Source organism: Pedobacter agri PB92 (assembly GCF_000258495.1).
GTDB classification, from domain to species: Bacteria; Bacteroidota; Bacteroidia; order Sphingobacteriales; family Sphingobacteriaceae; genus Pedobacter; species Pedobacter agri.
On record NZ_AJLG01000048.1, the window covers coordinates 1 to 16,214 of the forward strand.

At 34.8% G+C, this 16,214-nt stretch carries 17 protein-coding genes and 1 pseudogene; all 18 read left to right on the plus strand.

Annotation, left to right across the window (positions count from 1 at the left end):
- Nucleotides 1-755, plus strand: a 755-nt coding sequence (locus ON09_RS09045) for a glycosyltransferase family 4 protein (protein WP_010600742.1), incomplete at its 5' end; no start/stop codon positions are given.
- A gap of 41 nt (nucleotides 756-796) precedes the next feature.
- A complete protein-coding gene (locus ON09_RS09050; RefSeq protein WP_010600743.1) occupies nucleotides 797-1,729 on the plus strand; it encodes a glycosyltransferase in 933 nt (310 codons plus the stop codon).
- A 16-nt stretch (nucleotides 1,730-1,745) separates the two neighbouring features.
- Nucleotides 1,746-2,822 (plus strand): acyltransferase family protein, encoded by a 1,077-nt coding sequence (locus ON09_RS09055; protein WP_157258896.1) that lies wholly within the window; start codon nucleotides 1,746-1,748, stop codon nucleotides 2,820-2,822.
- Nucleotides 2,800-3,744: a glycosyltransferase family protein gene (locus tag ON09_RS09060; protein ID WP_010600745.1), complete on the plus strand. Its 945-nt coding sequence runs from the start codon at nucleotides 2,800-2,802 to the stop codon at nucleotides 3,742-3,744. Before ON09_RS09055 ends, ON09_RS09060 begins: the two co-directional genes overlap by 23 nt.
- Nucleotides 3,745-3,769: 25 nt before the next feature.
- A complete protein-coding gene (locus tag ON09_RS09065) occupies nucleotides 3,770-4,735 on the plus strand; it encodes a glycosyltransferase family 2 protein (protein WP_010600746.1) in 966 nt (321 codons plus the stop codon).
- A complete protein-coding gene (locus ON09_RS09070) occupies nucleotides 4,719-5,336 on the plus strand; it encodes a signal recognition particle subunit FFH/SRP54 (srp54) (protein WP_010600747.1) in 618 nt (205 codons plus the stop codon). The genes ON09_RS09065 and ON09_RS09070 overlap by 17 nt, the downstream gene beginning before the upstream one ends.
- Nucleotides 5,333-6,046, plus strand: a complete 714-nt coding sequence (locus ON09_RS25960; protein ID WP_010600748.1) for a glycosyltransferase family protein — start codon at nucleotides 5,333-5,335, stop codon at nucleotides 6,044-6,046. Before ON09_RS09070 ends, ON09_RS25960 begins: the two co-directional genes overlap by 4 nt.
- Nucleotides 6,027-6,359, plus strand: a complete 333-nt coding sequence (locus tag ON09_RS25965) for a glycosyltransferase (protein ID WP_010600749.1) — start codon at nucleotides 6,027-6,029, stop codon at nucleotides 6,357-6,359. Before ON09_RS25960 ends, ON09_RS25965 begins: the two co-directional genes overlap by 20 nt.
- Entirely contained in the window at nucleotides 6,352-7,035 is a 684-nt protein-coding gene (locus tag ON09_RS09080) for a glycoside hydrolase (protein WP_010600750.1), read from the plus strand. The genes ON09_RS25965 and ON09_RS09080 overlap by 8 nt, the downstream gene beginning before the upstream one ends.
- 10 nt (nucleotides 7,036-7,045) lie before the next feature.
- Complete coding sequence (locus ON09_RS09085) at nucleotides 7,046-7,516, plus strand: glycosyltransferase family 4 protein (protein ID WP_238533636.1); 471 nt, start codon at nucleotides 7,046-7,048, stop codon at nucleotides 7,514-7,516.
- A gap of 3 nt (nucleotides 7,517-7,519) precedes the next feature.
- On the plus strand, nucleotides 7,520-8,749 hold the full coding sequence (locus tag ON09_RS09090) for a glycosyltransferase family protein (RefSeq protein ID WP_010600752.1): 1,230 nt from the start codon (nucleotides 7,520-7,522) through the stop codon (nucleotides 8,747-8,749).
- Nucleotides 8,746-10,038 (plus strand): glycosyltransferase family protein, encoded by a 1,293-nt coding sequence (locus tag ON09_RS09095; protein ID WP_010600753.1) that lies wholly within the window; start codon nucleotides 8,746-8,748, stop codon nucleotides 10,036-10,038. Before ON09_RS09090 ends, ON09_RS09095 begins: the two co-directional genes overlap by 4 nt.
- Nucleotides 10,039-10,203: 165 nt before the next feature.
- Nucleotides 10,204-11,196 (plus strand): glycosyltransferase family 4 protein, encoded by a 993-nt coding sequence (locus tag ON09_RS09100; protein WP_010600754.1) that lies wholly within the window; start codon nucleotides 10,204-10,206, stop codon nucleotides 11,194-11,196.
- Nucleotides 11,189-12,600, plus strand: a pseudogene (locus ON09_RS09105) (exosortase Y-associated Wzy-like protein). The gene ON09_RS09100 and the pseudogene ON09_RS09105 overlap by 8 nt, the downstream one beginning before the upstream one ends.
- Nucleotides 12,601-12,638: 38 nt before the next feature.
- The gene (locus ON09_RS09110) at nucleotides 12,639-14,000 is read left to right on the plus strand and encodes an XrtY-associated glycosyltransferase XYAG1 (protein ID WP_010600756.1); all 1,362 of its coding nucleotides are present in this window, start codon (nucleotides 12,639-12,641) and stop codon (nucleotides 13,998-14,000) included.
- 1 nt (nucleotide 14,001) lies between these two features.
- Entirely contained in the window at nucleotides 14,002-14,859 is an 858-nt protein-coding gene (locus tag ON09_RS09115; RefSeq protein WP_010600757.1) for a glycosyltransferase family 2 protein, read from the plus strand.
- Between the two features lie 2 nt (nucleotides 14,860-14,861).
- Complete coding sequence (gene xrtY, locus ON09_RS09120; protein ID WP_010600758.1) at nucleotides 14,862-15,452, plus strand: exosortase Y; 591 nt, start codon at nucleotides 14,862-14,864, stop codon at nucleotides 15,450-15,452.
- A 13-nt stretch (nucleotides 15,453-15,465) separates the two neighbouring features.
- Nucleotides 15,466-16,032, plus strand: a complete 567-nt coding sequence (locus ON09_RS09125) for a WcaF family extracellular polysaccharide biosynthesis acetyltransferase (protein ID WP_193372054.1) — start codon at nucleotides 15,466-15,468, stop codon at nucleotides 16,030-16,032.
- Nucleotides 16,033-16,214: the final 182 nt, after the last annotated feature.

Genomic DNA, 16,214 nt, shown 5'->3' on the forward strand with positions numbered 1-16,214 from the left:
ACGTACACACTCAACGTGAGTTTGATTTTTTGAAAGAAGCTGATGCAATCGTTTCTCCTTCTAAAGAATTGATTAAAACCTATGTTAAACTGGGTATAAAAAATGACTTTTATCATTTGCCCCTACTTTTCTCTCTAAATAATATTTCTGTTCCTTACACATTAACCCCACAAAACAACCGTCTTAAAATAGTTTTCTTCGGACGTCTTGAAAAAAGAAAAGGAATACTAAATATAATCGAAGTAATACCACATATTCTTAAATCTAACCTGAATGTTCATTTCTATTTTGTTGGTGCGCCTGCGTTATCTCCGAAAAGTAAACTTATGATGGATGACTTCATTAAATTTAAGCTTAAAAAATATAAAGAATACATAACTGTATTGCCAGCAATCCCTTACAATCAAGTAAAAAGCCTAATTCAAGCCGGAGACATCTTCTTACAACCAAGTTTATTTGATAATTTTCCAGTAGCGTGTTTAGAAATTATGGCTAATGGGAAATGCATAATTGGGTCAGATAGCGGAGGAATGGCAGAAATGATTGAAAATGCAAAAAGTGGTATTTTAATAAAACCTGATAATACCAGAGATTTGATTTTTGCAATAAACCAATTATTAACAGACCAATCGTTAATTAAAAAATATGGAAGCCAGGCTAAGCAAAGAGCAAATCTTTTCCATCCAGAAAAAATTGTTAAACAACAAATTGCTATATATCAAAAGGTAATTGACGAGTTTAAATTATTGAAATGAAAAAATCAAAATATATCAAAAAGCCTTCGATATAAATTTGTATGACTCTAGAAATTAAATTAAGTGTTATCTTATGCGCCTACAATCCAAATAGAGAAATTTTCGAACAAGTAATAACTTCACTAAAAGCTCAAACTCTTAGTTTTGAGCAATGGGAACTCATCATAATTGACAATAATAGTTCTGAGCCTATTTCTTCGTGGCTCAACCTTGACTGGCATCCCAAAGCAAAAATTATTTTTGAAGCAAAACCGGGTTTAATATATGCAAGAGTTAGAGGCACTTTAGAGTCTAAAAACAATTGTTTAATTAGTGTTGATGATGATACGCCTTTATTTAATGATTATCTAGAAAAAGCATTTAGCATATTTTCGTCTGACCCTCAATTAGGCATAATTGGAGGCAAATCAATACCTATCTTTTTAGAAAAACCTCCAAAATGGATTTCCGAATTTTATGGCCTTTTGGCAATTCGAGACTTAGGAAACGAAGATATAATTCAACAGACTGAAGGAAAAGAAATTACTTCTTATCCAATGTGCGCACCATTGCTCATTGCTCCTAGAAAAAAGTGTATGGAAGAATACTTAGCCTTCTTCAAAATAAGTTCAATTAGTCAAAATTTAGGCAGAAAAGGCAATGAATTAACTTCTGGAGAAGACAATGATATCAATATGTTCATTTTTTCGCAGGGCTACAAAATTGGTTACTTCCATTCTCTTAAATTCTATCACATTATTCCCCCGTTTCGCACTAAGAAAAACTACTTGGCAAATATGGCTTTTCAAAGTAGCCGTTCTTGGGTAAAGATGTTAACAAATCACAAAATTAATCCATGGAAAAAGATAAATAGAATTACATTACTACCCAGACAAGCCAAAGCATACCTTACTTACAAGGCATGGAAAAATACCCCTAATTATATTAAATGGAGAGGGGCTTGTGGACTATTCAAAGGTTTAAGTGAATTATAAGCATCTAGTTTTTTAAGTGGACAATAAAAGATTAAAATATTTAGATGCGATGAGAGGCGTGGCTGTATTAATGGTGTTAATGGTCCATTCTACAGAATTAAGTGACATTACACAATTAAAACCTATGATTAGTAATTTCATAGAATCAGGTGTGTTTGGTGTTCAATTTTTTTTCGTCATTAGCTCCTATACTTTGTTCTACACACTTTATCATCATAAAAAAAGCAGTGTTAACTTTTATTTAAGACGTTTATTTAGAATTGCGCCAGCATATTATGTAGCAATTTTATTTTATTCGTTCCATAATCAGACTTTTGGCGTTGGCGAGCTTTTAAATTTTACTTTTACACATAGTTTTTCGCCACAATATATCAATAGTATTGTTCCTGGAGGATGGTCAATAGGTATCGAAATGTTCTTTTATCTTATAGTACCTTTTTTATTCCTATACATCACTAATCTAAACAAAGCGATTTATTTTTTTTCTATTACGTTAATTGTAAAGCTTTTGTGTTATTATCTCATTAAGTTACCGATCTTTTTAGTTGCTGCCAACGATGGCTCGTTTATGTACTTTTGGTTTCCGAACCAACTTCCTGTGTTTGCTATTGGCTTTATATTGTTTTTCTGTATACAAAAGCCCGAAATGATATCTAAGCAATTAAATCTGGCGTTATTAGGCGTAGCGGGATTAGTAATTTTTTCACTAATGACATCTTTACAAATTTTTAGCAATCATATAGTTATTTCAGTTGCATTTGCAGTAGTACTTGCATTTTCTGCAAATGTTAGGAGTTATTCGTTATTAGAAAATAAGATACTACTGTTTATTGGAAAAATAAGTTATAGCGCTTATTTATGGCAATACGCAACGATTTTCTTGTTAAAAGAAATTGGCTTTTATAATTTTATAAGCAAGGATATTTCGGCAAGTAGCTACATAAATTTTGCTCTTAACTTCTTTATTTTATTTATGTTCACTAGTTTCACTGCCTATATTTCTTTCGTTACAATAGAAAAGCCTGGCCAAAAACTGGGGCTAAAAATTGTTAACCGTTATTTTTCACAACATGAAAGAGTCGTTAATAGTTAAAATGATTCAGCAAATAATTAACCAGTTATATCGTTATCCCAAATCTAACTGGAAAAACATAAAACGCTTTGGCGGTATAGTTAGTTATCGCAAAATGTTAAAGGGGAAAAAGGAAATGATCAGAGCAAGCTACTGGCTCCCTGAAATAGTCTCCCATCAAGATGGCCTACCTATTTATTTTCTCACAGGCAAAAATTATCTCTATCAAACGCTCTTCTGTGCAAAATCTCTTGTTAATACTTCGCAAGAAAAATTTAAGTTCATTTTAGTAGATGATGGAAGTTTTGACGATCAATTAATTGAAAGGGCAAGTAAGCAAATGCCTGGTGTGGAAATTATCACAAAAGATATTATTAGACAGAACGTAGAAAACACTCTGCCGGAAGAAAAATTCCCATATCTACATTGGAAAAGAAAAGTGTACCCCCACATAAAAAAACTAACAGATGTGCATACCCTCAGTAATAACCCTTATAAATTAGTGTTAGACTCTGATATGTTATTTTGGGATGAACCTAAAGAAATAATCAATTGGCTTCAAAACCCTCAAGGTTGTATTCACATGGTAGACAGTAAAGAATCTTATGGATATGATAGGAAAGTAATGCAACTTTTAAGTGGTAAAAAAATATCATCTTTAGTAAATGTGGGTGCAATAGGGTGTAAATCTTCAATTATTAACTGGCAAGATTTAGAACGATGGGCTAAACATTTAGAAATGAATTACGGCGCTTCTTATTTTTTGGAACAAGCACTTTCTGCAATGATTATAGCCGAACAGCAACAAACTATTTTAGATAAAGATGATTATATTGTAAATCCTTTAAACACAATTACAAGAGATTTAAGAATAAATAAACTTCACCATTATGTAGATTTATCTAAAAAATTTTATTTTGAAAAGGCTTGGAAAAAAATCTAATTAACCTAACCAAAGAAACCACGAGTTGTTAAATAATGCTTTAGTCTCGATTTGTATTCCATGTTATAATTCTGCAAGTTATCTTCATGATACTTTATCCTGTTTACTTCATCAAACGCACCAAGCTATAGAAATTATCATTATTGACGACAATTCTAATGATGAAAGTCTTAAAATTATAAGCGAATTTGCTTTCTACGACAATAGAATAAAATTTGAATTGACAACTAAAAAGGGTGCTTCTTCAGCAAGAAATCAAGCCTATAGTCAAAGTAAGGGAGCGTATATCATATTTTTCGATGCAGATGATTGGATACCTAAAAATTTCATTGCGTCTCAGTTAGCAACTTTGAAATCTGATAATGAAGTTGTAGTTGCAAAATGGGGACGTTTTGAAAAGAATGAGCTGTCGACGATAAAAACAGATGAATATCAAATAGAAAGAGATTTAACTTTTGAAGAATGGATTGTAGCATATTGGAATAATAATTCTAACATGACCTGTCCTGGAAGAATATTAATTCCTCGAAATCAGATTGAATTATCGGGTTTATGGGATGAAGATTTAACTTTAAATGACGACTTTCCTTTTTATATGCGCCTATTTTGTAATAGCAGTTCTATAAGATTTAACAAAGAAACACTATTTCATTATCGATCAGGGATTAATGGACTGTCCTCTAAAAACGATACCTTAAGTAACATATCTTTTTTTCAGTCAATCAAAAGATGTGTGGATGTTGCTCTAGAAAAATTTAAGCACAATAAAAATGTTGCTTTAGCATGCGCAAATTTATGGCAAAATTTCATTTATGAAGTGTATCCAAATCAGTCAGATTTATTAAAATCAGCAACTAAACAAATACAGCTGTTAGGAGGATCTGATTATCCATTTCCTGCTGGAGGTGTGACAAGAATTTTAAATTATATTATCGGTTGGAAAATAGTTAGTAGATTAAAACATTTTAAAAAATATGAGAGGAAGATTTAGTACAAGTAAAAATGAAAGTTTACCAATACTGAGGTACTTTAATTTACCTAAAGCTCTGTATTTAGCAATACTAAGAAAATATTTCAATAAGTATCCGGTTTTGCCATGGATACCATTTTCTGCCATAAAAAATTTAGACAAAATTATAAAACCAAATTGGACGATTCTTGAAGTAGGGGCTGGAATGTCCACATTATGGCTTTCAAAAAAGGGAGGCAAAGTTATTAGTATTGAAGCCGATAAAAATTGGTTCGAAAATTTATCTAGAAGAATTAAGTCAGAAGGTATAAAAAACATCGATTTAAGATATGAATGGGAAGCAGAAAAAATGTCAAATTTTGATGAATTTCCGGACCTTCATTTTGATTTAATATACATTGATGGAGGCCCTAGAGAATTGTGTTGTTTAAAAGCACCACCAAAAGTGAAAAAAGGAGGATATATATATTTGGATAATTCAGATAACGAAGAATTATCTGGAAATAGCTCAACTATATTAAAGAATCTTGTTAAAGATCATCCTGAAAAATTAATAAAACACATAGACTTTGTTCCAGGCAATTTTATGATAAATGAAGGAGCATTAATACAGTTGATTTGAAAATCGCACTAATAGCAGACCCCGAGTTGCCGGTTCCACCCCTTTTATATGGAGGTATAGAAAGAATAATTTTTATGTTAATTGAGAGTTACGTAAAACTTGGATATGAAGTTAGCCTTTTTGCACATGCAGATTCTATAACTTCCGCTAAGCTATTTCCGTATAAGGGTAAAACTAGCACTAATAAAATTGATGTACTCAAAAATGTTTGTCTAATTAATGCTGAGCTTTTCAAAAACAAATATGATATCATACATAGCTTCGGCAGATTAATTTATCTGCTTCCTCAATTACCTTTCCGTATCCAGAAGCTAATGAGCTACCAACGTGAGCCTACACTTTCGCAAATTAGAAGGGCAACGTCTTTAGCGAGAAAAAAAACTTTATCATTTACAGGTTGTAGTGCATATATCAGTAAGCAGATAGCGCCAATTGCATCTGCATTCCCAATTTTTAATGGCGTTGATTTAATGACCTACATATTCAAAGAGACTGTATCGCCTGATGCTCCCTTGGTATTTTTAGGAAGAATTGAACCCATTAAAGGTACACATACGGCTATAGGGGTGGCCTTGGCGACGGGTAGAAAACTAATCATTGCTGGAAATGTTCCCTCCGAATATCAAGAATATTTTAATGAACAAATTAGCCCTTGTTTAAATGATCAAATTACTTATATAGGACCGGTAAATGATGCTCAAAAAAAATGAAATGCTAGGGAGCGCTTTAGCTTTTTTAATGCCAATAAATTGGAATGAGCCTTTTGGAATTGTAATGGCAGAAGCCTTGGCTTGTGGTACTCCGGTTATTGGTTTTAATAAAGGCTCGGTACCAGAAGTTGTAATCCACGGTAAAAATGGCTTTCGATGCAACACTAAAGAAGAAATGATTACATATGTAAACCGTATCAATGAAATTAATCGAACTGAGGTTAGAATTGATGCCGAAAGAAGATTCTCTTCAGAAGTAATTGTTGAGCAATATCTATCACTATATCGAAAAATAATTGAAAAAAATGTATAATCAGAAAAAGCCTCGTGTTACGGTTAGTTGTGGCACAAAATTCCACTCAGATTATACGTCATTCCAGTTACAGCAACACGGACTTTTACAACAAGTAATTACTGCTCACCCAAAGCGTAGGTATTTAAACAGGGTTAACCTTATTAAAAAATCTGTCACGTTCTTTCCTCCAATTTTCGCACTATCATACATCTTAAATAGAATTTTTGGAAGCTCTAACAAGCTAAGCAAATGGTTAGATTTTAACTTACCGGTATTATTTGACTGGTTTGCCGCTAAGAAATTAAAAAATACGAATGTACTATTAACATGGGCTTGGTCTGGATTGAGTTCGATTAAACAAATTAGAAAGCAAGGCGGAATAGCGCTAGTGGAAGAATGTGGTTCGTGCAATAAATTTCAAAATGAATTGCTAGAAGAAGAGTATCAACACTTAGGGTTAAAGTTCGAAACACCAACACCTAACTTTATCATAGAAAGACAATTAGAAGAAGCTAAAATTGCCGATTACCTACTATGTCCTTCTCAACATGTAATTAACTCTTTTGTAACTAATGGAATTGAGAAAGAGAAATGTATCCTTATACCCTATGGGGTTAATCTTGGTATTTTTAAGCCAGAATGGCTAAAAAAAAGAAGAATTTACATTAATCTGTGTTGGAACTGTTGGTGTTAGAAAAGGCTATCTGTATCTATTTAGAGCTTTGGAAATAATCAGCAAAAAAATCCCGGTTAAATGTATAATTATCGGAAGAACAGAAAATCAGTTTCAACCTTATTTTGATAAGCACAAACATCTGTTTACGCATTATGAACATATCGCTCATCATGAATTGGGTAAATATTACAATCAAGCTTCATTATTTGTATTCCCGAGTTTAGACGAAGGTATGGCATTAGTACAATTAGAAGCCATGGCCTGCGGATTACCTATTATCTGTACCACTAACTCTGGCGGAGATTCTGCCGTAACAGATGGAATTGAAGGCTGTGTAGTACCTATAAGAAATGCAGAAGCAATTGCGGAAAAAGTTATTTCACTGTATAAAAACCCTGAGCTTTTGAAAGAGATGAGCTCTAATGCACATCTAAAAGCCCAGGAGTTTACTTGGGATAAGTATGGAGAAAAACTTGCAACATTTATAAAATCTTTATAAAAATTGGGTAATCCTCAACTAAAAAAAATCTGCCTAATAACACCCGGGCATCTTGCCACAAATCCTAGACTGGTAAAGGAAGCAAGTGCGCTTTTAGAAGCTGGCTACCAAGTTCATGTAATCTTTACACAGTACATGGATTATCTGTTAGTTGATGATGAAAAAATTCTAAACACTTACACTAACCTCACCTACGATAAATTAAATTGGACAAGAAATAATGCGTTGCGAAGAATTTACAGCGGTGCTGTTCAAAAAATCTGCAAATGGTTATCTCGTCTACTACCAAAAAACAATCTTATCCATAAATTAATTTTAAATAGAAACTATTTTTGGCAATACAGAAAAGCTGTTAGTGCAAAAGCTTCTATGTACATTTCGCATAATTTAGGAGCTTTGCCCGTTGCTGCAGACGCTGCTAAAAAAAATAGAGCTAAGTGTGGGTTCGACGCAGAAGACTTCCATAGAAATGAAGTATCTAACGTTCCAAACGATTTTCAAGTAAAACTTAAAACATTTATTGACGATAAATATTTAAAAGAAGTTGATTACTTAACTTGTGCAAGTCCATTAATATCAAAAGCTTACAAGACGTTATATCTACAACTTTATCCTATTGTAATTAACAATGTGTTTGAACTTAAACATCAGTCTCAAATTAAGTTAAATCAAAATAAAGGTTTAAAATTGTTTTGGTTTTCACAAACTATAGGCAAAAATAGAGGTTTGGAGGAAGTAATTCTAGCATTAAATTTAATTGACAACCCCTTAATAGAATTACACTTGTTAGGATATTTAGATCAAAATGAAAACGGATATTTTAACAATTTAGCTAATTTCAGTATAAATTATCATCAGCCCATTTCTAACAGTGATATCTTTAAACTTGCTAGTCAATTTGATATTGGTTTAGCGCTTGAACGTAAACAACCTCTCAACAGGGACATTTGTTTAACAAACAAAATTTTCACTTATTTAATTTCTGGTTTGGCGATTATTGCATCCAACACTCAAGCACAGCAACTTTTTTTAAAAGAAAACGAAGCAATTGGTAAGGTTTATCCTATCGGTAATACAACAGAACTTTCCAAAATTATTGTCGAATTATTAAATAATAAAGATTTGCTGAACACCTATAAGGCTAATGCTTACAAACTAGCGCAAACCAAGTACAATTGGGAAATGGAAAGTAAACAGTTTATCGATATAGTTGAAAAAACACTAAACAATTGAAAAAACTACTTATCATATCGCCCTACTTCCCTCCTTCTAATGCTGCGGATATGCAAAGGATTAGGATGAGTTTACCCTATTTTAAAGAATTTGGATGGGATGCGGAAGTAATAACGGTTGATCCGTCACATAGTGATATGACTAAGGATGAGTTATTGCTAACGAACATTCCTTCAGAAATAAAGATACACCAAGTAAAAGCATTTGAAAAAAAATCGACGAGCAAGCTTGGTCTCGGAAGTATAGCTTTACGATCTTTGTGGTTTTATAAAAAGTACGTCGATAGTTTACTTAAACAACAACACTTTGATTTAATTTATTTTTCTACTACTCAGTTTCCTGTAATGGTTTTGGGTGCACATTGGAAGAAGAAATACGATATCCCTTATGTAATAGATATGCAAGATCCTTGGCATTCTACCTATTATGAAAATAAACCCAAATCTGAAAGACCATCCAAATATTGGTTTTCTTATCGCTTAAACCAATTCTTGGAGCCTATTGCAATGAAAAACGTAGATGGCCTGATTAGTGTTTCACAAGGCTACCTTAATACGTTATTAATTAGGTATGCTAATTTGAAAAACGTGCCAAAAACGGTAATTACATTCGGCGTATTTGAAGCAGATTCATTGCTAGTTAAAAACGAACAATATAGATTTAAGTCAGCATTTGAAAAGCATACAAGTTTAAAGCATTTTGTTTATGTTGGAAGAGGTGGTTTGGATATGAAAGATGCAGTGATAATTTTGTTTAAGGCATTCAAAATAGGATTAGAAAATGAGCTCAATTTATTTGATAAAGTTCGTTTTCATTTTATAGGCACTAGTTATGCTCCGAACGGCGAAGGTATTAGAACTATAAAACCTATCGCCGATGATTTAGGAATTGGTAGATATGTTGAGGAAAAAACTGACCGTGTTTCTTTTTTCAACGGACTTTTCACCTTACAACAAGCCGATGCACTGGTTATTTTGGGCTCTAACGATGTTCAGTATACTGCTTCAAAGATCTATCCCTACATTACGGCTGAGAAACCGTTAGTTGCAATTTTTCATCCAGCTAGTAGTGCAAACAAAATACTTGATTTATGTACAAATATAAAAGCAAATTCTTTATTAAATGATAATGAAGATGCCGAACGAAGCGTATTTGAAAGTATGCTTGCCATTTTACAAGGCAAAACAGCGTTAGAAATAAATGAAGCGAACTTTGCTAACTATTCTGCAAAAGTGATGACGCGTAAACAGGTCGAACTATTTAACCAAGTGCTCAAAAATATCAGTTGAAAAAACTAGCCATCATCATCACCCACCCTATTCAATATTATATCCCAGTTTTTCAACTGTTAGCAAAAAAAATGTGAATTAAAAGTTTTTTACACTTGGGGTGAGGATGGAGCAAACGCAAAGTACGACCCCGACTTTAAACAAACCATAGTTTGGGACGTACCCTTGCTTGAGGGATATAATTACGAGTTTCTGACTAATATTGCTAAAGATCCAGGTTCGCATCATTATATTGGCATTGACAATCCGGATTTGAAAGCTGTAATATCTCGCTTTTCTCCAGATGCAATATTGATTTATGGCTGGGCGTATAAAAGCCATTTATCCACCATGCGGTATTTTAAAGGAAAAATACCACTTTGGTTTAGAGGCGATTCTACATTGATAGATGAAAAACGGAGTTTTAAAGATATTGCTAGGACATTGTTTTTAAAATGGGTTTATAAAAATATCGACAAAGCTTTTTATGTTGGTTCGGCAAACAAAGCCTATTTTGAAAAGTTTGGCTTAAAACCTGGTCAACTTAAATTTGCGCCACATGCCATAGACAACGATCGATTCGTGATGGATCGGTTTGATGAAACTCAAACTTTGCGGAATAAATTAGGTATTGTTGATGGTGAAATATTAGTATTATTTGCAGGAAAATTGGAAAGGAAGAAAAGCCCAGACTTATTATCGCAAGCATTTTTGGAATTGAATACGAATGATGTTCACCTATTATTTGTGGGGAATGGGGAATTGGAGGAACAACTTAAAGCATTAGCCCTTCGACAAGCTCAGGGCGATAATAAAATTCATTTTATAGATTTTCAAAACCAAACGCAAATGCCTTTGATTTATCAGGCTTGTAACTTATTTGTTTTACCTTCGCAGGGTCCCGGCGAAACCTGGGGTTTAGCCGTAAATGAAGCAATGGCTGCTGGTAGAGCGGTTTTAGTTTCTGACAAAGTAGGTTGTGCAAGTGATCTAGTGTATCGTGGCCAAAACGGTGATATCTTCAGGTCAAATGACCTGAATGATTTAAAAAGCAAGCTCAGTAAACTGCTTTCAGACCCTTCTAAACTCGAACAAATGGGAATAAAAAGTAAACATATCATCAGCGACTGGAACATTGATAAGCAAGTGAGAATTTTCCTAAAAACCTTAAATGACTAACACTAAACACATTTATTACTTACTGCTCTACATCCCCTATGCTTTAAGCTTACTGATTCAGTTATCTCCGCATAGCTCCTATCTGGTGGCCTGGCTGGGTTCTATTTTTTATTATTTTTTATTTGCTATAAAGGTGTGATCAAAAAGCTTCCTGATGACTTACCTATCATCGAGCAGCTCCTTAGACCTATTTTCTTTTTACAAATCGTTTTTGCAGGATATATGGCCTGTACTTCTATTTTCTACTATGCCAACGCCTTGGGCTATGAATATCTAACTTATATCGGAAATCGAAATCTACTTTCCGGTGATATTTACCAATCTATAGCCAACTGTCAGCGTTATTATGTTTTAGGTCATGCAGCACTTGCCCATGGCCTGATTGCAGGAATGAAAGGCCAACAGGAAAAGCGATACCAGATTTATGCCCCATCGATGAGTAATCTATTATTGGGCATTTCTTCATTTTGTTTACCATTAGGCTATTTATTTTCCAAAGTTGGTGCTTTAAATCAGTTTAGCGTTCAGCTAAGTGGTTTAAGTTTTGTTGCCGGGGCTATTGCACTGTCTTTTGCCATTCAGGAAAATAAAAGGGTAAATTTATGGGCTTCAGGTGGTTTATTTGCTGTAAACATGCTCTTTGCCTTAAGTTCGGGTTTCAAGGAGCCTATTATAATCTGCATATTATTATTAGGGATTTTCCTGCTGCCGGTATACGGTAAAAAGGTGCTCCCGGTATTATTTTCTGTTTTGTTGGTTCTATTTTTTGTACTGCCCACCTTTATTGGAAATTTCAGAAAAATGGTTTCAGAGGGTACTGATGCAACGACTGCCCGAAATGAAAGTATCAATCGGATTATTAACAGTGCTAACCTGGTAGAAGATTTACAAGAAGATAACTGGATGTTTTTGACGGATCGTTTATCCGAGATTGGTATGTTCATCCGCTACACTGAATCTACCCCATATTTTGTTCCCTTTTATAAAACGACGCTGCTCAAGGATGCCTTTCAAACGGTCATTCCGCGTTTTTTCTGGCCAGGAAAGCCTAATGTAGAACAGTTGGTGATGAACCGGGTATATGCCGCCGGCGTGGTTGACCGGCAGGCAATCGTTTCGGCAAAGCCCGCTTATGTTGTAGATTGCTATTTGTCGTATGGTGCAATAGGCATTTGGATAGGTTTATTCCTATATGGCTATCTTGCACAGTTCCTTTCCAATTTAGCCGAAAAAATGTTTGGAGGTTATTTTTTAGGCTCTGCGGTGATGTTTGCCGGGCTTTTCCAGATTTTATGGAGAGGAAACAGCCTTGAATTCTTGTTCAATGCCGTTTTCTGGAGCATTGTTACCTTATTTATCTTCCAGTTTATTTTTAAAACAAGGGGAATATTATATAGGGTTTAGCGGTTGGCGTTGAGGGCAAGGTTGAGACCAAGAGATAAATGAGCTTAAAAGTAATCCATATTACAGCATCATATAAACCTGCATACGTGTATGGCGGACCTATACAGAGTGTAGGAAAACTTTGTGAAGCGCTGGACAGTTTAATTGTTGGTGATCAGCTGTTGTCCGTCGACTATGTTCGGGATGACACCGGACGATTCCAGCATGCCACCGATTACAAACATAGTGCGCCAGTTATGGTGCCGGGGAGCTGGGAAGTTGAAAAGTCACTGCAGGTAGCCGTATTCACCACAACGGCCAATGGAAAAGATGAGCTCGAAGTTGAAACCGGAAAAGCCATCCTGGTTAATCATATACCTGTAACCTATTTCAAACGCTGGACAAAGGATCACAGTCATTTTTCGCCAGGGTTGCTCATAAACTTACGAAATGAGATCCTTCGCTGCGCTCAAGATGACAAAATTGTAATTCACATCCATGCCTGGTGGAACCTGGTTTCGGTATTCAGCTGTTTAATGGCTAGGTGGTACAAGGTACCTGTTCTGCTTTCACCAAGAGGAATGCTTACACCTTATAGTCAGAACAATCGCCATTCTTCTGCTAAAAATTTTATTCATCAAACCATCGGAAAACGACTTTTGAAATATTGCCATATCCACGCCACCAGTGCGCAGGAGAAAAGAGAAATATTGGCGATTGTTCAGCCGAAAAGTATTAGGGTAATTCCAAATCTGGTAAAGTTTCCGTCGATCGTTCAGCATTTATCGCTTGATGATCAGGAAGAAGGGAATGCAGATCTAATGATCAAAGATGCAATTATGGTATCTGGCGAGCAACAAATAACGATCAAACAAAAACCAAAAACGCCTTTCAAACTCCTTTTCCTATCTCGTATTGAAGAAAAAAAAGGGCTGGATTTATTATTTGATGCCTTAGAAACACTCCCAATTTCATGGACTTTAACTATTGCCGGAAGCGGGGACAAAAATTATATTGAAAGTTTAAAGTTGAAAGTTGAAAGCTTAAAGCTGAGTGATCGAATCCAATGGATTGGCCACGTTGATAATGAGCATAAGTTTGAATTAATGGCTGATCACAACCTGCTGCTGCTCACTTCGTACAATGAAAATTTCGCGAACGTCATCATAGAAAGCTTAAGTGTTGGCACCCCTGTGCTTGTATCAGAACATGTGGGATTATCAGAATATGTGAAGGAGCATCAGTTAGGATGGATAACTTCCCTGCAAACACCACATGTTGCAGAGACAATATTAGCAGCAGCAAGATCAACCGATCTATTGGCTAACATTAGAAAAACTGCACCCGATATTATTAAAAGGGATTTCAATGACGAGGTTTTAGCCAAACAATACCTACAACTCTACCAAAAAATAAAATAAATTGAAAAGTCCCCTTACAGTAATTATACTGACATTTAATGAAGCGAAGAAAATTAAAGATTGCCTGGGAAGCGTAATAGACTTTGCCTCAGAAATATTCGTGGTTGATTCAGGATCAACCGACCAGACTTTAGAAATCATATCAGAATATTCCGAAGTGAAAGTGTTCCATCATGCCTTTGAAAATTATAGCCAGCAACGAAACTGGGCCCTGGAAAATTTACCGATTAAAACCGGTTGGATTTTAAATCTGGATGCCGACCAACGCTTAAGTAATGAGTTTAAAGTAGAAGTAGGCAACTATTTTCAGAAAGGAATTCCAGAAAATATTAACGGCTTTTTAGCAAGCAGAAAAACCATATTCATGGGCAAATGGATTAAATATGGAGGCCACTACCCTACCTTCCATGCCATGATGTTTAGAAAAGGGAAAGGCAATTGTGAACAAAAACTTTACGATCAGCACTATGTAGTGTCAGGCGATACCCTTCAGCTGAAAGGAGATGTAATTGACCTGATCACAGAGTCGCTGAGCACTTTTACTTTAAGACACGATAAATGGTCAACGCTGGAATCTATTCAACAATTTAATCTAAAAAACCCAACTGCAGAAACCGTTTCAGGAAATTTGAACGGAAACCCGATGCAACGCAGGCGATATTTTAAAAATTTATATGAAAGAATGCCCCTATTTGTGAGGCCATTCCTTTATTTTATCATCAGGTATTTTTTCCTTTTGGGATTTCTGGATGGAAAAAGAGGCTTGATATTTCATTTCCTGCAATGCTTTTGGTTCAGATTTCTGATTGATGCCAAAATTTATGAACTTCGTAAACAACAAAAGAATAATCCTTATTGATCATGAGCGAAATCACAGTTAAAGAAGCCAAGAAACAAGCTGATAAAAAGGCAATCAAATTTGTAGTGATATTATTTGTGCTCTACATCCTTTTTAGCCAGGGTAATATTTTCATGAATAGTGTCATGAGTCCTGGTGGTAAATATTACAATGCTTTCATTGCTGAGCATTTCGACTATATCCAGGGGTTGAAAACAGCCTTGATTAAACCAGCGGTTTTGATTATCAAGCTATTCGGTTTTTATGCCATTCATAATGAAATGGATGTGATGGTGGTAAATGGCCCCTATCTACGCATCAATTATTCTTGCCTTGGATTAGGTGTAATGAGTTTCCTTGCAGCCTTTGTATTAGCATTTCCGACTTCCTGGAAATCAACAATCAAGATGCTCGTTATCGGAATTGTATCCATTTACCTTTTAAACATCGCCAGAATTGCTGGGTTAGGACTTCTTTTTGGTTTTTTTCAAAGCCAGCGGAACTATTTTGAATATCATCATGAAATCTTTAACATCCTTGTTTACATCATCATATTTGTGATGTTATTTATATGGATCAAGAGAAACACAACGGTAAAAAATAAAGATGTCTGAGGGTTTAAAGCCGATGGAGCAAAAAAAATTGAACCAAACCCAGTTACATAAAAACTTTAATACAGGAAAATTTGATATTGGCGCTTCTAGATTGAAGCAGTTCTTGTGGTATTTTACTGAGGTTTTCTTTTTTAGATCTCAATTGATGCCAATTAGTGTTATACTGGTCTTTTTGCTGCGAATTTTTGGAGCCAAAATAGGGAAAGAAGTCCGAATCAAGCCTGGTATTCATATCAAATATCCCTGGAAACTAACCGTTGGAGATTATAGCTGGTTAGCCGATTGCTATATTGAAAATCTTGATTGGGTAAGAATCGAGAGTAATTGTTGTATATCACAGCGAGCTGTTTTAATAACCGGCAATCATAATTATAAAAGTTCGAATTTTGATCTAATGACGGCTCCAATAATTTTGGAAGCTGGAGCCTGGATTGGTGCCGCTGCCAAAGTTTGCCCAGGTGTGAGGCTTGGAAGTCATTCAGTTTTAACAATGGGTAGCATTGCAACTACTGATCTTGATGCCTACGGGATTTATCAGGGTAATCCAGCATCAAAAGTCAACGTGCGAAAAATTAGCTAAATAAATTTTTAGTGAAATAGCAGTTGCCACTTCTGCGTGGCTTTTTTTTATGCTGTCTAAGTTTAAACTAAGGGATAGCTGCTAACTTCTGGATTTCCTTCCGTAAGATAAACTAGCTAATGAGTGGCCATTTAGCTTAGGAAAAAAATTTAGATTTGTCTCCATATTCATAAATGATCTAA